This is a genomic window from Streptomyces montanisoli (assembly GCF_017813245.1).
GTDB lineage: Bacteria > Actinomycetota > Actinomycetes > Streptomycetales > Streptomycetaceae > Streptomyces > Streptomyces montanisoli.
Window position 1 is genome coordinate 1 of sequence record NZ_JAGIQL010000041.1, and the last position, 22201, is coordinate 22201.

The 22201-nt window shown below is 70.7% G+C and carries 17 protein-coding genes; 9 read left to right on the forward strand and 8 right to left on the reverse strand.

Annotated features, from left to right (window positions below):
• From JFN87_RS12870 to JFN87_RS12890, 5 genes are all read left to right on the forward strand, one after another.
• A partial coding sequence (locus JFN87_RS12870; protein WP_209340151.1) for a peptidoglycan binding domain-containing protein occupies window positions 1-1800 on the forward strand: 1800 nt, incomplete at its 5' end.
• 142 nt (window positions 1801-1942) lie between these two features.
• Entirely contained in the window at window positions 1943-2866 is a 924-nt protein-coding gene (locus JFN87_RS12875) for an ABC transporter ATP-binding protein (protein WP_372449224.1), read from the forward strand.
• On the forward strand, window positions 2863-3603 hold the full coding sequence (locus JFN87_RS12880) for an ABC transporter permease (RefSeq protein WP_209340153.1): 741 nt from the start codon (window positions 2863-2865) through the stop codon (window positions 3601-3603). The genes JFN87_RS12875 and JFN87_RS12880 overlap by 4 nt, the downstream gene beginning before the upstream one ends.
• Window positions 3603-4847: a sensor histidine kinase gene (locus JFN87_RS12885; protein ID WP_209340154.1), complete on the forward strand. Its 1245-nt coding sequence runs from the start codon at window positions 3603-3605 to the stop codon at window positions 4845-4847. The genes JFN87_RS12880 and JFN87_RS12885 overlap by 1 nt, the downstream gene beginning before the upstream one ends.
• Window positions 4844-5458, forward strand: a complete 615-nt coding sequence (locus JFN87_RS12890; RefSeq protein WP_209340155.1) for a response regulator transcription factor — start codon at window positions 4844-4846, stop codon at window positions 5456-5458. Before JFN87_RS12885 ends, JFN87_RS12890 begins: the two co-directional genes overlap by 4 nt.
• Window positions 5459-6027: 569 nt before the next feature.
• Here the strand turns inward: JFN87_RS12890 and JFN87_RS12895 are convergent.
• The 7 genes from JFN87_RS12895 to JFN87_RS12925 all read right to left on the reverse strand — a co-directional run bounded on the left by JFN87_RS12895 (window position 6028) and on the right by JFN87_RS12925 (window position 17376).
• The gene (locus tag JFN87_RS12895; protein ID WP_209340156.1) at window positions 6028-7149 is read right to left on the reverse strand and encodes an ABC transporter ATP-binding protein; all 1122 of its coding nucleotides are present in this window, start codon (window positions 7147-7149) and stop codon (window positions 6028-6030) included.
• Window positions 7150-7174: 25 nt separating this feature from the next.
• A complete protein-coding gene (locus tag JFN87_RS12900) occupies window positions 7175-8236 on the reverse strand; it encodes an ABC transporter ATP-binding protein (protein WP_209340157.1) in 1062 nt (353 codons plus the stop codon).
• 11 nt (window positions 8237-8247) lie between these two features.
• Window positions 8248-9225, reverse strand: coding sequence for an ABC transporter permease (locus JFN87_RS12905; RefSeq protein ID WP_209340158.1), 978 nt, complete (start codon window positions 9223-9225; stop codon window positions 8248-8250).
• 132 nt (window positions 9226-9357) lie between these two features.
• A complete protein-coding gene (locus tag JFN87_RS12910; protein ID WP_209340159.1) occupies window positions 9358-11163 on the reverse strand; it encodes an ABC transporter substrate-binding protein in 1806 nt (601 codons plus the stop codon).
• A 108-nt stretch (window positions 11164-11271) separates the two neighbouring features.
• Window positions 11272-12303: an ABC transporter permease gene (locus JFN87_RS12915; protein ID WP_372449225.1), complete on the reverse strand. Its 1032-nt coding sequence runs from the start codon at window positions 12301-12303 to the stop codon at window positions 11272-11274.
• A gap of 491 nt (window positions 12304-12794) precedes the next feature.
• Complete coding sequence (gene typA / locus JFN87_RS12920; protein WP_209340160.1) at window positions 12795-14669, reverse strand: translational GTPase TypA; 1875 nt, start codon at window positions 14667-14669, stop codon at window positions 12795-12797.
• A 319-nt stretch (window positions 14670-14988) separates the two neighbouring features.
• On the reverse strand, window positions 14989-17376 hold the full coding sequence (locus tag JFN87_RS12925) for an ABC transporter family substrate-binding protein (RefSeq protein ID WP_209340161.1): 2388 nt from the start codon (window positions 17374-17376) through the stop codon (window positions 14989-14991).
• A gap of 259 nt (window positions 17377-17635) precedes the next feature.
• Between JFN87_RS12925 and JFN87_RS12930 the strand changes: the two genes are divergently transcribed.
• The 4 genes from JFN87_RS12930 to JFN87_RS12945 are packed head-to-tail and all read left to right on the forward strand — an operon-like array spanning window position 17636 to window position 21587.
• Window positions 17636-17863 (forward strand): Rv0250c family protein, encoded by a 228-nt coding sequence (locus tag JFN87_RS12930; protein ID WP_209340162.1) that lies wholly within the window; start codon window positions 17636-17638, stop codon window positions 17861-17863.
• A 22-nt stretch (window positions 17864-17885) separates the two neighbouring features.
• Entirely contained in the window at window positions 17886-18743 is an 858-nt protein-coding gene (gene sdhC, locus JFN87_RS12935; RefSeq protein ID WP_209340163.1) for a succinate dehydrogenase subunit SdhC, read from the forward strand.
• Between the two features lie 31 nt (window positions 18744-18774).
• Window positions 18775-20772, forward strand: a complete 1998-nt coding sequence (locus tag JFN87_RS12940; protein WP_209340164.1) for a fumarate reductase/succinate dehydrogenase flavoprotein subunit — start codon at window positions 18775-18777, stop codon at window positions 20770-20772.
• Window positions 20769-21587, forward strand: a complete 819-nt coding sequence (locus tag JFN87_RS12945) for a succinate dehydrogenase/fumarate reductase iron-sulfur subunit (protein WP_209340165.1) — start codon at window positions 20769-20771, stop codon at window positions 21585-21587. The genes JFN87_RS12940 and JFN87_RS12945 overlap by 4 nt, the downstream gene beginning before the upstream one ends.
• 42 nt (window positions 21588-21629) lie before the next feature.
• Here the strand turns inward: JFN87_RS12945 and JFN87_RS12950 are convergent, their stop codons facing one another.
• Complete coding sequence (locus JFN87_RS12950) at window positions 21630-22181, reverse strand: isochorismatase family protein (protein ID WP_209340166.1); 552 nt, start codon at window positions 22179-22181, stop codon at window positions 21630-21632.
• Window positions 22182-22201 lie beyond the last annotated feature (20 nt).

Consider the following 22201-nt stretch of genomic DNA (forward strand, 5'->3'; position numbering starts at 1 on the left):
AGCTCTACGGATCTCGAGACCGCGCCGGGCGCGGGCGAGACGGGCAGCGGCCAGGACGCGTCCCCGTTCGGCGACCCCGGCCACCAGGACCCGTACCAGGACGGCGCGAACCAGGGCGGCGCGAACCAGGCCGACCCGTCCCAGCCGGACGCCTACCAGTCCGATTACCAGGCCGACGCCTACCGCGCGGACGCCTACCGGTCCGACGCGTACCAGGACGGCGCCCCGCACACGGGCGGCCCCGGCACCCCGCCCTTCGGCGTCCCGGGCACCGCGGGCCCCGGCCCGGACGACCGGCCGAACGGCCCCACCGCGGGCCCCGCGACCGGCGGTTCCACGCTCGGCTCCATGCCGGCGGGCCCCGGCCACACCCCGCCGTTCGGCACGCCCGAGGTCCCGGAGTTCGGCGGCACGCCCGCGCACGGCACGCCCGCGCACGGAACGCCCGCCCACGGCACGCCCGAGGTCCCGGAGTTCGGCGGGCAGCGCCCCGGTGCGGCCGGCACGCCTCCCCGCCTCTCGGACGACACGGCCATCCTGACGCCCCAGCAGCTCGCGCCCGAGCCCGGCACTCCGGCCGCAGGCCACGTGTCGGGGTCCACGCTCAGCAGCGGCGCCCCCATCACGCCGTCCGATCAGCGCACTGCGCCGTTCCCCGGCTCGGGCACGCAGGGCGGCCAAGGCGCACGCCCCCGCCCCGACCTGACGCCCCGTCTCGACGACCGCCCCGCGCCCGGCCAGGGCCCCGGCCCCGGTAGTGCGGGCCCTGGCGGCCCCGCGGCTGCCGCACGGCCCGCAGCGGCGGCCGCGCCTGCGGCTCCCGCGAAGCCGGCGGCCAAGAAGAAGGGCCGCTCGAAGCCGGTACTCGGCGTGGTGGCACTGCTCGTGATCGCGGGCGGCCTGTACGGCGCGGGCCTCGTCATGAGCCACACCGACGTGCCGAAGGGCACCACCGTGCTCGGCGTCGACATCGGCGGCTCCACGAAGGACCAGGCCGTGGACACGCTGGAGAAGCGCCTCGGCAAGCGCGCGACCCTGCCGCTGAAGCTGACCGTCGACGGTAAGAGCAGCACGCTGTCGCCGGAGAACGCGGGCCTGACGCTGGACGACCAGGCCACCGTCCAGGCCGCGGCGGGACCCGACTACAACCCGGTCGACGTGGTGGGCTCGCTGTTCGGCAGGCAGCGGCCCATCGACCCGGTGATGCCGGTGGACGAGGAGAAGCTCACGGCCGCCCTGAACGGGATCGCGGGCTCCCTCGGCTCCGAGCGCGAGGGCACCATCACGTTCGACACCGGCAAGCCCGTCGCCGTGCCCGGCAAGGCGGGCACGGGCCTCGACGTGGCACGCGCCAAGCAGTCCGTGCGGGACGCGTACCGCAACCAGGTCGAGACGGGCAGCTCGGTCTCGGTGACACTGCCCACGGTGGAGCAGCAGCCGACGATCAGCCAGGCCGACATCCAGCAGGCGATGAAGGACTTCGCGAAGCCGGCGATGTCCGACCTGGTCACCATCAAGGCGCCGAGCGGTGCCTCGATCCAGTTCGGCCAGATCTCGCTGCCCAAGATCCTCTCGATGAAGGCGGTCGACGGGAAGCTGGTGGACAGCTACGACCTCAAGGCCCTGAAGAACGCGTACGGCTCCGCGTTCGACGGCGTCAAGGTCAAGCGCGCCGACGGCTCCTCGACGGCGGTCACCCCGCAGGACATCGCCGACCAGCTGCGGGTGGCGCTGCGCGGCAAGACGTCCGCCGAGCGCACCCGCGAGATCGGGTCCCCGACGAAGGGGCTGACCGGCTGACGCGTCCTGCCCCCGGCTGACGCGTCCGGCCGGGGGCCGCCTCGCAGCGCACGTGTCACGAACCCGGCATGACATCCGTCATGCCGGGTTTCCCACATTCGGCACTGCCCCCGCGCGCCACCCCGTCGGCAGGATGGAGCCCATGAAGACGACAGCTCCCCCCGCGACCGCGGTGGCGTCCTTCGCCGACGTGTCGAAGGCGTACGGCCGGGTGCGCGCCGTGGACGGCCTCACCCTCGACCTGCACCCCGGCGAGACCGTGGCCCTGCTCGGCCCCAACGGCGCCGGCAAGTCCTCCACGCTCGACCTGCTGCTCGGGCTGCGCACGCCCGACTCCGGCCGCATCAGCGTGTTCGGGAAGAGCCCGCAGGCCGCCATCGCCGCAGGCCATGTCGGCGCGATGCTTCAGTCGGGCGGCCTGATGGAGGGCGTGCGGGTCCGCGAGATCGTGGGGCTCGCCTGCGACCTGCACCCGAAGCCGTACCCGGTGGACGAGGTGATGGACCGGGCCGGCATCGCGCAGATCGCGGACCGCATGGTCGACAAGCTCTCCGGCGGCCAGGAGCAGCGCGTGCGGTTCGCGCTCGCGACGGCGGGCGCGGCAGACCTGATCGTGCTGGACGAGCCCACGACGGGCATGGACGTGACGGCGCGCCAGGCGTTCTGGTCGACGATGCGGGAGCAGGCGGGCCAGGGCCGTGCGGTCCTGTTCGCGACGCACTACCTGGAGGAGGCCGACGCGATCGCCGACCGGGTGCTCGTGCTGCACAAGGGGCGGCTGCTCGCGGACGGCACGGCGGCCGAGATCAAGGCGAAGGCGGGTGCCCGGCGCATCGCGTTCGACCTGGAGTGCGAGATCGACGAGGCGGCGCTGCGCGGCCTGCCCTTCCTGGCCTCCCTGTCGCTCTCCGGCACGACGGTGCGCATCCAGTCGCACGACGCCGACGCCACCGTGCACGCCCTGTACGGTCTCGGCTGCTACCCCCGCAACCTGGAGGTCTCGGGGCTCGGCCTCGAACAGGCCTTCGTGGCCATCACCGAGGCCGAGGAGGCCAGGACGTCGTGAACACCCTCATCAAGCTGGAGATCACCCGCACCCTGCGGAACAAGAAGTTCATGTTCTTCTCGGTGGTCTATCCCGCGGGCCTCTTCCTCGTGATCGCGGGCCCGCAGGGCGACTCCGTGGTCAGCGGTACCGGCGGGCTCACCATGGGCGCGTTCTACATGGTGGCCATGGCGTCCTTCGGCGCGCTGACCGCGGTGCTGATGGGCAACAGCGAGCGCATCGCGAAGGAGCGGGAGAAGGGCTGGGTACGGCAACTGCGGCTGACGGCGCTGCCGGGGCGCGGCTACGTGCTCGCGAAGATCGCCAGTGCGGCGGTGGTGTCCCTGCCGTCCATCATCGTCGTGTTCCTGGTGGCCGTGGCGATCAAGCACGTCCATCTGGCAGCGTGGCAGTGGCTCGCGCTCACGGGCGTGATCTGGGCGGGCAGCCTGTGCTTCGCGGCGCTGGGCGTGGCGATCGGGTACCTGGCGAACGGTGACGCCGTGCGCCCCATCACGATGATCATCTACTTCGGCCTGTCGATCCTCGGCGGGCTGTGGCTGCCGACCACCTCGTACCCGCAGTGGCTCCAGGACATCACCACCTGGCTGCCCACCCACGCCTACGCGGGCCTCGGCCAGGCGATCGAGCTGGGCGGCGCGCCGCACGGCAGGGACGTGGCCATCATCGTCGGCTACTTCCTCGTCTTCGCGGCGGGCGCCGCGTGGCTCTACCGGAAGGACACCAGGAAGGCGTGATGGCGAGGACAGCGGGGGGCGAGCGGCCTGGCGGCGGTCCCGAAGTGCCTATCGGCAGGCCACCGGAGAACCGCCGGCAGGCGATGGTGAAGCTGATGTGGATCGGCATCTGGCTCGCCTACCTCGCCCCGCCGCTGGGCGACCTCTCCGGGGGCGGGCACGGCCCGTGGGCCACAGTGCTGGGCGCGCTGGGCCTCGCCGCTTTCGTAGCCGTCTACCTGCTGCTGGTCTTCCGGTACACGAGCAGGGCTCTCGGCTCCCACACTCTCGACTGCCTGCTGGCGGGGGTGCTCGCCCTCGCGGTCTGCCTGTCGCTGACCATGGGCTCGCCGTGGCTGGTCCTGTTCGTGTACGTATCGGTGTCCGCAGGGGCGGTGCTACCGCTGCGGCAGGCGGCGGTGGCGATCCCGGCCACCGTGGCGGTGCTGCTGCTCGTGTCCCTGTCGCACGGCTACGACGGCGGGTTCACGCCCTGGCTGGTCACGCCCGCGCTGCTGGGCGGGTTCGCGATGTCGGGCGTGCGGCAGCTCGTCCGCACGACAGTCGAGCTGCGCGAGGCGCGGGTCACGGTCGCGGCGCTGGCCGCCAACGAGGAGCGGCTGCGCATGGCCCGCGACCTGCACGACCTGCTGGGGCACTCCCTGTCGCTCATCACGCTCAAGAGCGAGCTGGCCGGACGGATGCTGCCCGACCACCCCGACCGGGCGGGCGAGCAGGTCGCGGACATCGAGCGGGTCAGCCGCCAGGCGCTGACGGACGTGCGGGAGGCGGTCAGCGGCTACCGCAGGCTCACCCTGTCCGGCGAGCTCGCGGGCGCGCGCACGACGCTCGCGGTGGCGGGCGTCGAGACGCGGATGCCGGTGGAGGCGCCCGCCGAACTGCCGGGCGTGCTCGGCACGGAGTCGGAGGCCGCGCTGGCGTGGTCGCTGCGGGAGGCGGTGACCAACATCGTGCGGCACAGCGGCGCCGGGAACTGCGAGATCCGGCTCGCGCCGCGCCAGACGCTGGACGGCCTCCACCTGCAGCTCACGGTCGAGGACGACGGCCACGGCCTCGGCTCGGCGCCGGCCGGCAACGGCCTGACGGGGCTCGGCGAGCGGCTCGACAAGGTCGGCGGCACGCTGGACGTGCGCTCCTCGCGCTCCGGGGTGACGCTGACGATGCGCGCGCCGTTGGACCCGGCCGCCCCGCAGGATCCGCCGGATCCGTCGCGGGGGGCGGGTCTGACAGGATCCGGTGCATGAGCGCGCAGATCCGTATCCTCCTGGCGGAGGACCAGTCCATGGTCCGTGAGGCGCTCGCGGCGCTGCTCGGCCTCGAAGGCGACATGACGGTCGTGGCGCAGGTCGCCAGGGGCGACGAGGTGGTGGCGGCCGCCCGTGAGCACGCGGTCGACGTGGCCCTGCTGGACATCGAGATGCCCGGAATGACGGGCATCGACGCGGCGGCCGAACTGGCGGCCGCGCTGCCGTCGGTGCGGGTGGTGGTGCTGACGACGTTCGGCAGGCCCGGGTACCTGCGCCGCGCGATGGAGGCGGGCGCGGCGGCGTTCCTGGTGAAGGACGCCCCGGCGGCCGGCCTCGCCGACGCGGTGCGCCGGGTGCTGCGCGGCGAGCACGTCATCGACCCGGTACTGGCGGCCGCGGCCCTGGCGGAGGGCGCGAACCCGCTGACGAGCCGTGAACGCGAGGTCCTGGCCGCCGCGTCGGACGGCTCCACGAACGCGGAACTGGCACGGACGCTGCACCTGTCGCAGGGCACGGTGCGCAACTACCTGTCGACGGCGATCCAGAAACTGGCGGTACGCAACAGGGCGGAAGCGGTCCGCACGGCGAGAGAGAAGGGCTGGCTCTGACGCCACCCCGGCAGCCATGAGTCACCCGCCAGAAGCGACGTCGACGCCGCGCCGCACGGCGGACGTCGCCCCGGCTCCCCCCGGGGGGGGAGCCGGGCACCCCGCGCCACGCAGGCGTGGGACCGGCCCGCGGCACGCCGTGCCGGTGGGGCAGCCAGGGCCAGGGCACCTGGGCACACCCCGGCGGCCACCAGCGGGGGCCCCCGGCGCCGCGCCGCGTCGCAGGCGTCGCCCCCGCTCCCGCGACGGGCACAAGGCCGGCGGCCCCGACCGACATGCGGCCGGGGCCACGCGGGCCGGGCACGGGGCACACGCCCGGTGGCCACCGGCTGGGAGCCCGGCGCCACGCCGGGTGTCGGGGCCGCTCCCCCTGGACGTCCACCCTGCGGCCGGCCACGGCGGCCCGAGCCACACGCGCCGCACGAACGTGTACGCCCCAGCGGCCCGCACGTCGAGCGGACGGCTCGCCCCCACCGGGCGCCAGCCGGGCGGTGCGGGCGCCGGGAAACGGGGCGGCCCCGCCCTCCGGGACGGGGGGGGCGGGGCCGTGTGCGCGTGGGCGCTGGGTGTCAGGACTTCTTGGCGTCCTTCTCCAGCGACCGCAGCGCCGGGTCCATCACCACGTCCTCCTTGCGGGCGCCGACATCGATGGTCGGGTCCTCGGGGAAGTGGCAGGCCGTCAGGTGCCCGGCCTTGTTGCCGCTGAGCTGCACCAGCGGCGGCTCCTCCGTGGCGCACTTGTCCTGCGCCTTCCAGCAGCGCGTGCGGAACCGGCAGCCGGACGGCGGCATGATCGGCGAGGGCACGTCGCCGACCAGGCGGATGCGCTCGCGCTTCTGCACGTCGATGTCGGTCTCCGGCACCGCGGACAGCAGCGCGTGCGTGTACGGGTGGCGGGGCCCGCTGTAGAGCGTGTCGCGGTCGGCGATCTCGACCAGCTTGCCCAGGTACATCACCGCGACGCGCTGCGAGAAGTGCCGCACGATCGACAGGTCGTGGGCGATGAAGACGAACGCGATGCCGCGCTCCCGCTGGAGCTCCTGGAGCAGGTTGACCACCTGGGCCTGGATGGAGACGTCCAGGGCCGAGACGGGCTCGTCCGCGATGATCAGCTTCGGTTCGAGCGCGAGCGCCCTCGCCACCCCGATGCGCTGCCGCTGGCCGCCGGAGAACTCGTGCGGGAAGCGGTTGTAGTGCTCGGGGTTGAGGCCGACCGTCTCCAGCAGCTCCCGCACCCGGGCCTCGCGGCCGCCGGGCGGGTTGATGTCGTTGATCTCCATCGGACCGGAGATGATCTTGCCGACGGTCTGACGGGGGTTGAGGGAGGCGTACGGGTCCTGGAAGATCATCTGGATCTCGGACCTGATCGGCGCCAGTTCCCTGCGGTTCGCGTGCGTGATGTCGCGACCCTCGTACTTGATCGTTCCGCCGGTCGGCTCGAGGAGCCGGGTGAGCATCCGGCCCGTGGTCGACTTGCCGCAGCCGGACTCGCCGACGAGGCCGAGGCTCTCGCCGGGGAAGACGTCAAGCGTCACGCCCTCGACGGCCTGGACCGCGCCGACCTGCCGCTTGAAGGGGAACCCCCCGTAGATCGGGAAGTGCTTGGTCAGTCCCTCGACTTCGAGCAGCGGGCGGTCCTTCACCGCCGTGGCGCTGTCGCCGACAGCCTTGGTCGTCTTGTTCTCGCTCATGGTGATAGCCCCAGTCGCCGGTACGTCAGCCCAGCCGGGGCTGAATCTTCTCGATGAAAACTTGCCGTTTCTGCTCCGCCGTCAGGTGGCAGGCGGAACCCCGCCCCGCGGGCAGCGCCGGCCGCTCGGTCGAGCACGCGCTGCCCCCGACCAGGTCGACGAACTCGCACCGGGGGTGGAACGGGCAGCCGGACGGCGGGTTGAGCAGGCTGGGCGGGGTGCCCGGGATCGGCCGCAGCGGTTCGTCCACGTCGCCCGAGAGCCCCGGCATGGAGGAGAGAAGGCCCCACGTGTACGGGTGCTGCGGCGACTTGAGGACCTCGCGCGTGGTGCCGCGCTCCACGGCGCGCCCCGCGTACATCACCAGGATGTCGTCGGCCGTGTTGGCGACGACGCCGAGGTCGTGCGTGATCAGGATGATCGCGGAGCCGAACTCCTGCTGGAGGTCCTTGAGCAGGTCGAGGATCTGCGCCTGGACGGTCACGTCGAGCGCCGTGGTGGGCTCGTCCGCGATCAGCAGCGACGGGTTGCACACCAGCGCCATGGCGATCATCGCGCGCTGGCGCATGCCGCCGGAGAACTGGTGCGGGTAGTCGTCGACCCGGTTCTTGGGGTCGGGGATGCCGACCTTGCCGAGCATCTCGATCGCCCGCGCGCGGGCCTCGCTCTTCGAGGCGCCGGTGTGCTTGCGGAAGGGCTCGCCGATCTGCCGGCCCACCGTGTAGTACGGCGAGAGCGCGGTCAGCGCGTCCTGGAAGATCATCGAGATCTTGTTGCCGCGCAGCCCTTCGAGCTGCTTGCGCGACAGGTCGGTGACGTCCTGGCCGTCGACCCAGATCTCGCCCTCGACCGTGGTGGTCTCGGGCGCGTGCAGGCCGAGGATGGAGAGGTTGGTCACCGACTTGCCTGAGCCGGACTCGCCCACGATGCCGAGCGTCTTGCCGCGCTCCAGGTCGAAGGAGAGCCCGTTGACGGCCTTGACGATGCCCCCCTCGGTGGAGAAGCGCACGTTGAGGTCGCGGACCGAGAGGAAGGACTCGGAGGCGGTCGGCGCCGGGGCGTCCTCGGGCTTGGTGAGTGTGGTCACTGTCGATACTCCTAGGACAGCCGTACGCGCGGGTCGATGAAGGCGTAGCACGCGTCCACGACGATGTTGCACAGCAGGATGAAGGCGGAGCTGAACAGCATCACACCCAGGGTCATGGGCAGGTCCTTCTGGATCACCGAGTCGCGGGCGAGCCTGCCGATACCCGCGAGGTTGAAGGTGATCTCGGTGACGATGCCGCCGCCGAGGAGGGCGCCGATGTCGATGCCGAGGATGGTGACGATCGGGATCAGCGAGCCGCGCCACGCGTACCGGAAGAAGACGTACGGGGCGGACATGCCCTTGGCGCGAGCCGCTCTGACGTGCTCCTCCTGGAGCTGCTCGATCATCGAGGAGCGCGACATACGGGTGTACTGCGCGGTGAAGATCGTGGCCATGACGGCCCAGGGGATGACCAGGCCGCTGAACCACGCAACGGGGTTCTCGCTGATCGGCGTGTACGACGGCATCTCCAGCCAGCCGGTGGAGATGACGAGCGCCAGTACCACGAGCGGACCGAGGAAGTAGATCTGCAGCGAGCTGAGCACCAGCGAGCCGCCACTGAAGATCTTGTCGGTCAGGCTGCCCTTCTTGTAGGCCGCGAGCATGCCGGCGCCGAGGCCGACGATCAGGAAGACGATGGCGCCGCCGACCATCAGGGAGAGCGTCAGCGGGAAGCGGTCCAGAATGGTGGACCAGACGTTGCGGCCGTTGGCGAAGGAGACACCGAGGCAGGGCGCCGCGCAGTGGCCTCCCTGGATGTCGCGGCCCATCACGATGCCGACGACGTAGTGCCAGTACTGGACGGGCACGGGCTGGTCGAGACCCAGGTTCTTGTGGACGACCGCCAGCGCGTCAGGCGTGCAGTTCTTGCCGCAGGCCAGCAGGGCGGGGTCCTGCGGGATGGCGAAGAACATGAAGTACGTGATCGCACTGATCAATACGAGGATCAGGAAGGCGCCGAACGTCCGGCGAATGAGGAATTGAAGCATGGCTGGTCGCTGCTCTCAGGACGGCGGCTGCGGTGAAGGGTCGGATGGCATCCGGCACCCCGATGGTGCGCACTCCGCCGGGTGCGCACCATCGGGACCGGACTTACGGGCTGGTGCTTCCTGCAAGAAGGGTTACTTCTTGAGGAAGACCTGCTTCACGTCGACCTCGTTCAGGTCGTTCGAGTAGCGCAGTCCGCCGACGTTGGAGCCGAAGATCTGGAACGTCTTCGTGAAGTACACCGGGGCGGCGGGGTTGATCCGCTTGACGATGTCCTCGTGGATGGCGGTCCAGGCGGCCTTGGCCTTGGCCGGGTCGGTGATCTTCTCCGCCTTCGCGATGTCGGCGTTCACCTTCGGGTCGTTGATGTGCGAGTAGTCCGAGGACCCGTCCTGCAGGTTGGTCCCGTCGTACGACGGCGGGATGACCGTGGAGGCCGACGGCCAGTCCTGGCCCCAGCCGGTCATGTACAGGTCCATGCCGTTCTTGATCTTGCCCATCTGCTCGTACCAGGTGGCGTTGTCGACTTCCTTCGTCACCGGGTCGAGGCCGATCTTCTTCAGCATGTTGGTGATGACCACCGACTGCTGCTGGCGGATCTGCGTGTTGGCGTACGCGTAGACGACCTTCTTGCCCTCGGCGCCCGCCTCCTTGATGAGCTTCTTGGCCTTCGGGATGTTGCCGTTCGGCATCTTCTTCTTGCCGAAGGGGTCGAAGTTCGGGTCGAAGCCGGGCAGGGTCGGGGCCAGCAGGCCGGTCGCGACCTCACCGCCGAAGGCGCCGCCGTCGAGCTTGTACATCTGGGCGCTCGGCATCGCGTACGCGATGGCGTCGCGGATCCGCTTGTCCTTGATGCGGTTCATGTTGAAGTTCATCTGCCACACGTAGGGCTGGTAGCCCTGGATCGTGCGCTTCATGGCGGCCTTGTTGGCGGTGACCGTCGGAACCTCGGTGGTGGCGACCGCGCCGGTCCACATCATGGCGTTCTTGTCGTTCCCGCGGTCGGCGAGGATCGCCTTGGTCTGGTCCTCGTTCTGCACGTTGAGGTTGATGTCGAACCCGTCCACGTACTGGTGGCGGACCGAGTCGGTCTTCGGGTCCCACTGCGGGTTCTTGACCAGCGTCATCGACTTGCCGGGCTTGAAGTCGGCGATCTTGTAGGGACCGGTCGACAGCGGCATCTGGTCGTACTTCTGCTTCGTGTCGCCCTTGATCGGCACGGCGGAGTAGCCGGGCATGGTGAGCGCCTGCGGCAGGTCCGGCTCGGGCGTCTTGAAGTGGAACACGACGGTCTTGGCGTCGGGCGTGGCGAGCACCGAGTCGGGCAGGTGCTTGCCGTCGTAGCCGCCCTTCGGCAGCGCCTTGCGGTAGCTGGAGCCGGCGCCGGAGAGCCACTGCTGGACGTACGTCGGGCCGTCCGTCTCGAAGGACGCGTACAGGCGCTCGATGGAGTGGCGGATGACGGCGGACGTGATCGCGTTGCCGTTCTGGTCCTTGATGCCGTCCTTGAGCGTGTACGTCCAGGTCTTGCCGCCGTCGGACTCCTTGCCCGAGTCGGTGGCCAGGTCGCCGACGACGGTCAGGTTGCCGTTGGCGTCCTGCGCGTACTGCGTGAGGCCGCGCTGGAGCAGGTCGTCGAGGACCTTGCCGTCGCTGACGTAGGTCTGGCCCGGGTCCAGGTGCGAGAAGTCGCTCTTCTGGTAGACCTGCATGGTGCCGCCGCTGTGCGCGCCGGGCACGGCGGGGGCCGGGCCCGTGGAGGCCGCCGCGTCGCCGAACTTGACCGGCTCGCTCATCTTCTTGGCGTCCTGCTGGGTCTTCGTCTTGGGCTGACCCTTGCTGCTGTTCCCGCTGCCGCCCCCACACGCGGTGAGCGCCAGCGAGCCGGCGGCGACGGCTATGACCGCGGCCTGCGTTCTGCGCGAGCCAAAGATCCTCATGGTGGTGAGTACCTATCTTCAGTAGTGATCGGGCGGTACTGCCTGTGCGCGGCCTGAATCCGCGTACCTGGAGCGGCAGGTCCCCTCAGCGGGGAGCCGACGGATGTGTCAGCGCCCGGACTTCGGGTCGAAAGCGTCTCGGACCGAGTCGCCGAGGAGGTTGAAGGCCACCACGAAGATGACCATCGCGACACCGGGGTAGAGCATGTACCACGGGTCGAGCTGGATGTAGTCCGCACCGTTGGCGAACATGCGACCCCAGTCCGGGGTCGGCTCGACGAAGCCGACGCCGACGAACGACAGGAACGCCACGTTCAGCACGGTGTTCGGCAGCTGCAGCGTCGCCTGGACCAGGATCGGCGACCAGAGGTTCGGCAGCAGCTCCTTGCGGATGATCCGCCACGGTGAGGCACCGGAGATCTTCGCCGCCTCCACGAACTCGCGTTCGCGCATGGTGAGGGTCGCCGCCCTCATCAGACGGGCGATACCCATCCAGCCGAGGCCGCCGACGACGGCGATGATCGCACCGGCGCGCAGCCAGGTCGGAGTGTTCTCGTCCGGGGCGACGAAGGCGGCGGTGATGACCGGCATCGACGCGATCATGAACAGCTGGGAGGGGAAACCGAGCATGAGGTCGGTGAACCGGCCGAGCCAGTAGTCGATTGTTCCGCCGAAGTAGCCGCCGACCAGGCCGATCAGGACGCCGACGACCACGATGAGCACCGTGGCGCCGAGTGCGGTGAAGATCGACGTGCGCATGCCGTACAGCAGCTGCGTGAAGACGTCACGCCCGAGGTTGGGCTCGATGCCGAACCAGTAGCTGCCGGACGCGCCGCCGAACGAGCCGGCGGGCATGTTGAACTCGTTGAGCAGATCGAGGCTGTTCTGCCCGTACAGCGTGTACGGGTCCTTGCCGTACACCTTGCTGATCAAGGGGGCGAGCAGCGCGATCGCGAAGAAGAAGATCACGACGCACGCCGATATGATCCCGGTGCGGTCACGCCTGAAACGCCGCCACATCAGCTGGCCGGGAGACAGACCCTCCTGGGTCTTCGTCTCCTGTGCCCCGTCCTTGGTGAGGGCGTCCGGGCCGTTTCCGCCGGGGACCGAGGTGTCCTCGGTCTGCACTGGACTTGTCACGATCGCCCTTCCCCCGTGGGGATCACCATCGCGCGCACGACCCGTGTGGTGCTTATGGCACCGCGCATGGGGTCCTCCTCATGAGTCCACTTGTCACTTGCGAGAAGGGCGGTTTCTACGCGCGCTGACCCAGCGGTGCCGACGCGCGAGACGCTTGCCCTCAGTGTGCTCGTGAGTCGTCGCCCCCCACAGCGCATGACCCATTGACCCGAGCTCAATGGAGCCAACTATTAAGTACGTCCGGGCCGTAAACCACACTTAAAGGGTCTCGTTTTGACAACATCAGCCTGTGCCGTCCGCCCGAAATCCGGACAAAGCCAGGCCAGACAGACACCCGCGAAACGGACCGTTACCATATGTTCCGGAGCGCGACGTCCGGTATGCGGACGCACGTCACACAAAAATGAGTTGCTGAACGGCTTGATCAAGATATAGAAAACGGCCCGCCCCCGCCGCGTGCGCGGCGAGGGACGGGCCGGTCAGGCGTCGCGTCAGGAGTGCTTGGCGCGCGCGGCGGCGCGGCCGCGCATCTTCTGGTCGAGCACGACCTTGCGGATCCGGACGGTCTCCGGGGTCACCTCGATGCACTCGTCGTCGCGGCAGAACTCCAGGGACTGCTCCAGCGACAGCAGCCGCGGCGGCACCAGGGACTCCGTCACGTCGGCCGTGGAGGAGCGCATGTTGGTGAGCTTCTTCTCCTTGGTGATGTTGACGTCCATGTCGTCGGAGCGCGAGTTCTCGCCGACGATCATGCCCTCGTAGACCTCGGTCGTCGGCGACACGAACAGCACGCCGCGCTCCTGGAGGTTCGTCATCGCGAAGGCCGTCACGACGCCGGCGCGGTCCGCGACCAGGGAGCCGTTGTTGCGGGTGCGCAGCTCGCCGAACCAGGGCTCGTGGCCCTCGAAGATGGAGTGCGCGATGCCCGTGCCGCGCGTCTGTGTCAGGAACTCCGTGCGGAAGCCGATGAGTCCGCGCGCGGGCACCAGCCACTCCATGCGCACCCAGCCGGAGCCGTGGTTCGTCATGGTCTCCATGCGGCCCTTGCGTGCGGCCATCAGCTGCGTGATGGCGCCGAGGTGCTCCTCGGGCGAGTCGATCGTCATGCGCTCGACGGGCTCGTGGACCTTTCCGTCGATCTCCCTGGTGACCACCTCGGGCTTGCCGACGGTCAGCTCGAAGCCCTCACGGCGCATCGTCTCGACCAGGATGGCGAGCGCCAGCTCGCCGCGGCCCTGGACCTCCCAGGTGTCCGGGCGCTCGGTGGGCAGGACGCGCAGCGACACGTTGCCGACGAGCTCGCGCTCGAGGCGGTCCTTGACGAGCCGGGCGGTGACCTTGTGGCCCTTGCCGCCCTTGCCCACCAGCGGTGAGGTGTTGGTGCCGATCGTCATCGAGATGGCGGGCTCGTCGACCGTGATCAGCGGCAGCGGGATGGGGTTCTCGGGGTCGGCGAGCGTCTCGCCGATCATGATCTCGGGGATGCCCGCGACCGCGCAGATGTCGCCGGGGCCCGCCTTCTCGGCCGGCTTGCGGGTCAGCGCCTCGGTCATCAGCAGTTCGGTGATGCGGACGCTGGACACGCTGCCGTCGCGCTTGATCCACGCGACGGTCTGGCCCTTCTTCAGCTCGCCCTGCTCGACGCGCAGCAGCGCGATGCGGCCGAGGAAGTTGTCCGCGTCGAGGTTGGTGACGTGGGCCTGGAGCGGCGCGTCCGCGTCGTACTCGGGCGCGGGGACGTGCGAGAGCAGCGTGGAGAAGAACGGCTCCAGGCTGTTGCTGTCGCCGGGGACCGTGCCGTTCTCCGGCTTCGTCAGGGAGGCGACGCCGTCGCGGGCGCACGCGTAGACGATCGGGAACTCGATCTGGTCCTCGTCGGCGTCCAGGTCGAGGAAGAGGTCGTACGTCTCGTCGACGACCTCCTCGATGCGCGCGTCGGGGCGGTCCGTCTTGTTGATGCAGAGGATGACCGGCAGCTTCGCGGACAGCGCCTTGCGCAGCACGAAGCGGGTCTGCGGGAGCGGGCCCTCGGACGCGTCGACCAGCAGCACCACCGCGTCGACCATGGACAGGCCGCGCTCGACCTCGCCGCCGAAGTCGGCGTGGCCCGGGGTGTCGATGATGTTGATGGTGACGGCGTCACCGCCGTCCTTCGGGTGGTACTTGACCGCGGTGTTCTTCGCCAGGATCGTGATGCCCTTCTCACGCTCCAGGTCGTTGGTGTCCATCATCCGCTCGTCGAGATGCTCGGCGGCGTGCGCGGCGAAGGCTCCGGCCTGCTTCAGCATGGCGTCGACCAGGGTGGTCTTGCCATGGTCGACGTGGGCGACGATGGCGACGTTGCGGATGTCGTGGCGCGTGGGCATGCTGACTGGCGCTTCTCTCGATCGTGGGATGAGGCGGCTGTCGGTCTGGCCCGTCCGCCCGCCGGCGGTCACGCACGGCTGTGTCCATGGTACGGGGCCGCGACACCCGGGGCCCGCCGCAGTCCCCAGCCTCCGGCCGGGAGGCGGCCTGACGCCGGGCGGCGGCCGGCGGCTCGGCGGCGTCCGGCGCTGGGGGCGCGGGGCGCGGGGTACTGAGTTCGGGTCGGGACTCGGACATGAGCTTGCCCGCCGCGTGTGCGGCGGGCAAGCGGTTTTCCATGATCCCGCGGGTGTCCGCGCGGCCGGTCGGCTCAGAGGCTCAGGAGTCGTCGCCCGAGTCGTCGCCGGACGAGTCCGCGTCCTTGGACGCCTTCGCCGACGCGGACGCCTTCGCGGACGCGGAGGCCGACGCGGACGCCTTGGCCTCGGGTCCCGAGTGGCCCTTGAGCGACGTGAAGCCGATGTCCTGGTAGCGCGGCGTGCGGAAGCCGAAGGCGCCCACGTTGCGCACGTCGTTCCTCGCGGCGACGAGCTGGGGCCGCTGGTAGAGCGGGATGGAGCCGGCGGCGGCCCAGATCCTCGCGTCGGCCTTCTTGAGGAGGGCGTCCTCCTTGTCCTGGTCCAGCTCGCCCACCGCCTGATCGAACAGCTGGTCGATGCGGTCGGTGCCGACGCGGGTGTAGTTCTGCTCGACCATCAGCGACCCGTCGGACGCCGGCTGCGGCTTGGCGTAGATCGGCCGGCCGTCGGTCGCCGGGTAGGCGGTCGCGGGCCAGGAGTACAGGGCCAGGTCGTACGCGCCCGAGGCGATGTAGTCCTTGAAGAAGCTCGCGTCCGGGACCTTCGTGAGCTCGGCCTTGATGCCGATCTTGCCGAGCATGTCGGCGATGCTCCCGCCCACCTTGCGCAGCTGCTCGGAGTCCTGGCCCGAGGGCAGGACGAAGCGGAGCGTCAGCGGCTTGCCCGCCTTGCCGAGCGGGCCCGCCTTGCCCGCCTCGCCCGTCGAGGCCGAGGGCGCGGCGGAACCGGCCGGGGCGTAGGCGCCGGCCATGCCGCCCGGCTGCTGCTCCATGGGCTTGTCGTCGGAGGAGTCCCCGTGCTTGTCCTTGGCGGACTTCGACGGGCTCGCGGACTTCGCGGGCTTCGCGGGCTTCGCGGGCTTCGCGGACTTCGACGGGCTCGCCGATGCGCTCGCGTGCGTCTTCGAGCCCGCCGACCCCTGCTTGTCCGCCTTCGGTCCTTCGGACTTCTTCCCGCCCGCGTCGGTCCTGTGCCCCTCGCTGCCCGCCTTGGTGGCGTCCTTCGGCGTCGCTCGCAGTCCTTCGGGCGTCCAGCCGGCGTCCGCGAGGAGCGCGCGCGCCTGGTGCGTGTCCTGCTTGCCCAGCGCGTCGCTGGCGTCCGCGTAGGCCGGCTGGCCCGACACCGCGAGGTGGCTGCCGAGCGTCCTGGACGGCAGGCCGAGCGGCTTGAGTACGACGTCGGCGAGCTTCTGCCGGTTGATGGCCCGCGCGACCGCCCGCCGCACGCGGTCGTCCGAGAGCGGCCCGGTCTCGCCGTTCATGGCGAGCTGCGTGTAGGCGGGTTCGAGCGACTTGCGCACGGAGAAGTCCTTCAGCGACTTCTGCTCGTCCTGGAAGTTCGCGAGTTCCTTGCCCTTGAGCTTCGCGGCCTGCGCCTTGGTGGCGGCCCTGTCCGCGGCCGCGCGCCGCGCCGCCTCCGCCTTCTCCTTGGCGGTGGGCTTGTGCGCCTTGTGGCCCTCGGCGCCGTTCGCGCCCTGGGCGGGCACCCCGGCGGGGCCCGAGGAGCCGGAGGCGGAGGAGACGCGCCGCGCCGTGGCGGTGTCGACGGCGGCGACGTCCAGGTCGCCCGCGGCGAGTGCGGCGGCGCGCTTGCCCATGGGCACGGCGCGCAGCTCGATCGCGTTCAGCTTGGCGGGCTGCCCCCACCAGTGCGGGTTGCGTACGAGGGTGGTGATCTTCTTCTTGCGGTCGACGGACTTGACGGTGAAGGGCCCGGCCGTGGTCTTCAGCGACGCACGCGCGTCGTCGTTGAAGGCGCTCGGCGTGGCCATCACCTCCTTCGGGTACAGCGGCGTGAACAGCGCACGCCAGTCCGCGTAGGGCTTGCTGAAGGTGACCTTGACGTCGAGGTCGTTCTTGCCGCGCTGGATCTTCTCGATCCGGTTGTAGCCGGCGTTGCGCGCGGTCCAGAACGCGGAGTTCTTGCCCCGCAGCGCGTGCCACTGGGCCACGAAGTCGGGCGCGCCGATCTCCCGACCGTTGCTCCACACGGCGGCCTGGTTGAGCTTGTACTCCACGACCTGCTTGGGCTCGCGGTCGACGATCTTCGCGGACTCCACGTAGTCGCCGTTCGGCTTCGGGGCGCCGTGCTCGTCGAGCGTGAACAGCGCGGGCAGCACCGCTGCCGCGATGCGGCTGGTCGTGGAGTCGGCGTCCGCCTGGAAGGCGTTCAGCGTCGCGGGCACCGTGTCGACGGCCCACTTCATGGTGCCGCCCTGCGCGAGCGAGTCGCGGGAGGCCGGCGCGATGTCGGCGGCCGCGGGGTCGCCGTTCTTGTTGTCCGAGCCGCAGGCGGACAGCAAGGGCAGGGCGAGGACACCGGTGGTGAGGAGCGCGACGGAACGGAACGTCCGGGAACACGTCCTCCCGGAGCATGTCCTCCCTCGTGGGGCGCCGACCTGGGACATGACTTGTACCTCTTCATCCTGTTTTGTGGAATTTAGAGATGATCACACCTATGTCGCTCCACTGAAGTGGCCGATACCGGGCCCGGCCGGGAGACACGGCGGCGAGCTGCGGCAACGCCACTCGTGCGGCCCATTCGCGTACGCGCCCTTCCCAAGACGGATGTGACGCGGAACACTCTCAGACACGCACAGGAAGCCGCCCGGGGCACGCGTCCCGGGAGCCTGCGTGCCCCCGCGACCGCGGAAGTGAGGGAACGACATGTCCCTGCAGGAAGAACTGACGGCGGTGCGCCGCTGCCTCGACGACCTGGTCCGCACGGTCGGACGCCTGGAACAGAGCCTCGCGCAGCTTCCCGAGGACCGTCTCGGGCACATGCCGGCCGGCCGCGTCGACCTGGTCACCATCCCCGACACCCCGTACGACAGCACGCTGTGGACGGACTCGGACGACGAGGGACTGGGCCTGCGCGACCGCCGCGCACCGTAGGCACTTCTATCCGGGAGACCCCTTGGCCACCGGCACAGAACCCCCTCGCGCCCCCTCCCCGCCGGCCCGCGGCACGGGCGCCTCCGCTCTCACGGGCGTCCGCTCCCCCGGCCGCGCCGCGGTCGCCGCCCGCCACCTGCGCACCGACCGCTGGTGGCTCCAGCCCGCGGGGACGGCGGCCGGCCTGCTCGCCTTCGTCGCGTACTCCGTGTGGCGCGCGTTCGCGAACGCCGACTACTACGCGGCGCCCTACGTGTCGCCGTTCTACTCGCCCTGCGTCGCGCACGACTGCGTGCCCATGAAGGGCGGCGCCGACTGGGACGTGTTCGGCGGCTGGTGGGGCCTGTCCCCCGCGCTGCTCGTGCTGATCTTCCCGCTCGGCTTCCGGCTGACCTGCTACTACTACCGCAAGGCCTACTACAGGGGCTTCTGGGCCTCACCGCCCGCGTGCGCCGTCGCCGAGCCGCACGCGAAGTACACGGGCGAGACGCGCCTGCCGCTGATCCTGCAGAACGTCCACCGGTACTTCTTCTACTTCGCGCTACTGGTCGCCGGCGTCCTCACGTACGACACCGTGCTCTCCTTCCGCGACGCGGACGGGGCCTGGGGCCACATGGGACTCGGCTCGCTGGTCTTCGTCGTCAACATCGCGCTGATCTGGGCGTACACCCTCTCCTGCCACTCGTGCCGCCATCTGATCGGAGGCCGGCTGAGGCACTTCTCCAAGCACCCCGTCCGCTACCGGCTGTGGGGCTGGGTGGGGAAGCTGAACGCGCGCCACGCCCAGCTCGCCTGGGCGTCGCTGGTGAGCGTGGCGGTCGCCGACTTCTACGTCTACCTCGTCGCGTCCGGCGTCTTCGGCGACCCGCGTTTCCTCTAGACGAAAGCCCCCGACAGGAGAGCCACCAGACATGACGCAACCGGAACGCTCGCAGTGGGACGTCGTGGTCGTCGGCGCGGGCGGCGCCGGTCTGCGGGCCGCGATCGCCGCGCGCGAGAGCGGCGCCCGTACGGCCGTGATCTGCAAGTCCCTGTTCGGCAAGGCCCACACGGTGATGGCCGAGGGCGGCATCGCCGCGTCCATGGGGAACGTGAACGCCGGCGACAACTGGCAGGTCCACTTCCGCGACACCATGCGCGGCGGCAAGTTCCTCAACCAGTGGCGGATGGCGGAGCTGCACGCCAAGGAGGCGCCCGAGCGGGTGTGGGAGCTGGAGACGTGGGGCGCGCTGTTCGACCGCACGCCCGACGGCCGCATCTCCCAGCGCAACTTCGGCGGCCACCAGTTCCCGCGCCTCGCGCACGTCGGCGACCGCACGGGCCTGGAACTGATCCGCACGCTCCAGCAGAAGATCGTCTCGCTCCAGCAGGAGGACTTCCGCGAGACCGGCGCGTACGAGTCGCGCCTGCGGGTCTTCCAGGAGTGCACGGCCACCCGCGTGCTCAAGGACGGCGACCGCGTGTCGGGCGCCTTCTGCTACGCGCGCGACTCCGGCGACTTCTTCGTGCTCGAAGCGCCCTCCGTCGTCCTCGCGACGGGCGGCATCGGCAAGTCGTTCAAGGTCACCTCGAACTCGTGGGAGTACACGGGCGACGGCCACGCGCTGGCGCTGCTCGCCGGGGCGCCGCTGATCAACATGGAGTTCGTGCAGTTCCACCCCACCGGCATGATCTGGCCGCCGTCCGTGAAGGGACTGCTGGTCACCGAGTCCGTCAGGGGCGACGGCGGGGTCCTGCGCAACACCGAGGGCAAGCGGTTCATGTTCGACTACGTCCCCGACGTCTTCAAGGAGCAGTACGCGGAGTCGGAGGAGGAGGGCGACCGCTGGTACGACGACCCCGACACCAACCGCAGGCCGCCTGAGCTGCTGCCGCGCGACGAGGTCGCACGCGCCATCAACTCCGAGGTGAAGGCGGGGCGCGGGTCGCCGCACGGCGGCGTCTTCCTCGACGTGTCGACGCGGATGTCGCCCGAGGTGATCAAGCGCAGGCTGCCCTCGATGTACCACCAGTTCAAGGAGCTGGCGGACGTCGACATCACGGCGGAGGCCATGGAGGTCGGGCCGACGTGCCACTACGTGATGGGCGGCGTCGCCGTCGACTCGGACTCGGCGGCGGCTCTCGGTGTGCCCGGCCTCTTCGCGGCGGGCGAGGTCGCGGGCGGCATGCACGGTTCCAACAGGCTCGGCGGCAACTCCCTGTCCGATCTGCTGGTGTTCGGCCGCAGGGCCGGGGCGCACGCCGCCGCGTACGCCGGCTCGCTCACGGCGCGCCCCGCGGTCGACGACGTCCAGGTGGACGAGGCGGCGGCCGAGGCGCTGCGGCCCTTCAGCGCGGAGGACGGCGCGGGAACCCCTTCCGTGCCCGCGCCTGACAGCCCGGGGGCGCAGGCACCGCCCGCGCAGGCACCGCCGACGGAGGCCCCGCCCGCCGAGAGCCCCTACACGCTCCACCAGGAGCTCCAGCAGACGATGAACGACCTCGTCGGCATCATCAGGCGCGCGGAGGAGATGGAGGAGGCCCTGGTCAGGCTGGGCGAGCTGCGGGCGAGGGCGCGCCGCGCCGGAGTGGCGGGGCACCGCCGGTTCAACCCCGGCTGGCACCTCGCCCTCGACCTGCGCAACATGCTGCTCGTCGGGGAGTGCGTGGCGCGCGCCGCGCTGGAGCGCACGGAGAGCAGGGGCGGGCACACCCGCGAGGACTGGCCGTCGATGGACGCCGCCTGGCGCCGCGTCAACCTGCACTGCGCGCTCGCTGACCCGGCGGGCACGCTCGCGGCCGCCGATCCCGAGCGCGGCCAGATCGCGCTGACCCGGCGGGAGACACCGCCGGTCCGTCCCGACCTGCTCGCCCTGTTCGAGAAGGAGGAGCTGGTCAAGTACCTCGCCGAAGAGGAGTTCCACGAGTGAGCACGAGCACGGGAGCGGCCGCGTCCGCCACCTCGTACGAGGCCCGCTTCCGGGTCTGGCGCGGCGACGCGGACGGCGGCGGCCTGCACGACTTCCGCGTCGAGGTGAACGACGGCGAGGTGGTCCTCGACATCATCCACCGCATCCAGGCCACCCAGGCGCCGGATCTCGCCGTCCGCTGGAACTGCAAGGCCGGCAAGTGCGGCTCGTGCAGCGCGGAGGTCAACGGCAGGCCGCGGCTGATGTGCATGACGCGCATGACGGACTTCGCGCGCGACGAGACGCTCACGGTGACGCCGCTGCGGGCGTTCCCCGTCCTGCGCGACCTGGTCACGGACGTGTCGTTCAACTACGAGAAGGCGCGCGAGGTGCCCGGCTTCGTGCCGCCGCCCGGGGTCGCGGCGGGCGAGTACCGGATGGACCAGGTCGACGTGGACCGGTCGCAGGAGTTCCGCAAGTGCATCGAGTGCTACCTGTGCCAGAACACCTGTCACGTCGTGCGCGACCACGAGGAGAACAAGACCGCGTTCGCCGGGCCGCGCTTCCTGATGCGGGTGGCGGAGCTGGACATGCACCCGCTGGACGCGGCAGCCCAGGCGGGGCTCGACCGCAGGCGCACGGCGCAGGAGGAGCACGGCCTTGGCTACTGCAACATCACCAAGTGCTGCACGGACGTCTGCCCGGAGGGCATCAAGATCACCGACAACGCGCTGATCCCGCTCAAAGAGCGGGCCGCCGACCGCAAGTACGACCCGCTGGTCTGGCTCGGCTCCAAGATCCGCCGCCGCGGCGCGGCCTCCGGCCCCGGCGCCTGACGCGCCGGGCCCGAAAGACGGCCGCGCGCGGCAGCGCGGGGCTCAGCCGAGGAGCTTGATGATCGCGTCGGTGGTGTCCGTCTCGCCGAGGCGCGGGAAGATCCGCTCCACCGCGTTGCGGTGCGTCTCCGCGTCCATGTCCGTGACGGCGTCCGTCGCGACGGTCACGTTGTAGCCGTGCTCGTACGCGGCTCGCGCGGTGTTCTCGACGCCGATGCTGGTGGCGATGCCGGTCAGCACGATCCCCGTGACGCCGTGGCGGCGCAGCTGGAGGTCCAGGTCGGTGCCGTGAAACGCGCCCCAGACCTGCTTGGTGACGACGATGTCGCCGTCCTGCCTGCCGAGCCCCTCGGCGAGGTCGGCCCAGTCGGCCGGCGGGCGGCCGCCGGAGGACGCGTTCTCGGTGCGTCCCGGCGCGCCGCCGGTGACGCGCACGAGCACGACCGGCAGACCCTTGGCGCGGAACGCCTCGGCCAGGCGCGCGGAGCGCTCGACGACCTCGTCGGCGCTGTGGACGGTGGGCAGCGAGACGATGCCCTTCTGCAGGTCGACGACGACCAGGGCGGTCTTCGCGTCGAGTGTGGTGGCGGTCATGGCGCTCTTCTCCTTGATGG

What these genes read in the sequence shown, in the direction of transcription:
- JFN87_RS12875 (WP_372449224.1), top strand. Translation starts at nt 1,943, where the DNA reads ATGAAGACGACAGCTCCCCCCGCGACCGCGGTGGCGTCCTTCGCCGAC.
- JFN87_RS12885 (WP_209340154.1), top strand. Translation starts at nt 3,603, where the DNA reads ATGGCGAGGACAGCGGGGGGCGAGCGGCCTGGCGGCGGTCCCGAAGTG.
- JFN87_RS12890 (WP_209340155.1), top strand. Translation starts at nt 4,844, where the DNA reads ATGAGCGCGCAGATCCGTATCCTCCTGGCGGAGGACCAGTCCATGGTC.
- JFN87_RS12895 (WP_209340156.1), bottom strand. Translation starts at nt 7,149, where the DNA reads ATGAGCGAGAACAAGACGACCAAGGCTGTCGGCGACAGCGCCACGGCG.
- JFN87_RS12905 (WP_209340158.1), bottom strand. Translation starts at nt 9,225, where the DNA reads ATGCTTCAATTCCTCATTCGCCGGACGTTCGGCGCCTTCCTGATCCTC.
- JFN87_RS12910 (WP_209340159.1), bottom strand. Translation starts at nt 11,163, where the DNA reads ATGAGGATCTTTGGCTCGCGCAGAACGCAGGCCGCGGTCATAGCCGTC.
- typA (WP_209340160.1), bottom strand. Translation starts at nt 14,669, where the DNA reads ATGCCCACGCGCCACGACATCCGCAACGTCGCCATCGTCGCCCACGTC.
- JFN87_RS12925 (WP_209340161.1), bottom strand. Translation starts at nt 17,376, where the DNA reads ATGTCCCAGGTCGGCGCCCCACGAGGGAGGACATGCTCCGGGAGGACG.
- JFN87_RS12930 (WP_209340162.1), top strand. Translation starts at nt 17,636, where the DNA reads ATGTCCCTGCAGGAAGAACTGACGGCGGTGCGCCGCTGCCTCGACGAC.
- JFN87_RS12940 (WP_209340164.1), top strand. Translation starts at nt 18,775, where the DNA reads ATGACGCAACCGGAACGCTCGCAGTGGGACGTCGTGGTCGTCGGCGCG.
- JFN87_RS12950 (WP_209340166.1), bottom strand. Translation starts at nt 22,181, where the DNA reads ATGACCGCCACCACACTCGACGCGAAGACCGCCCTGGTCGTCGTCGAC.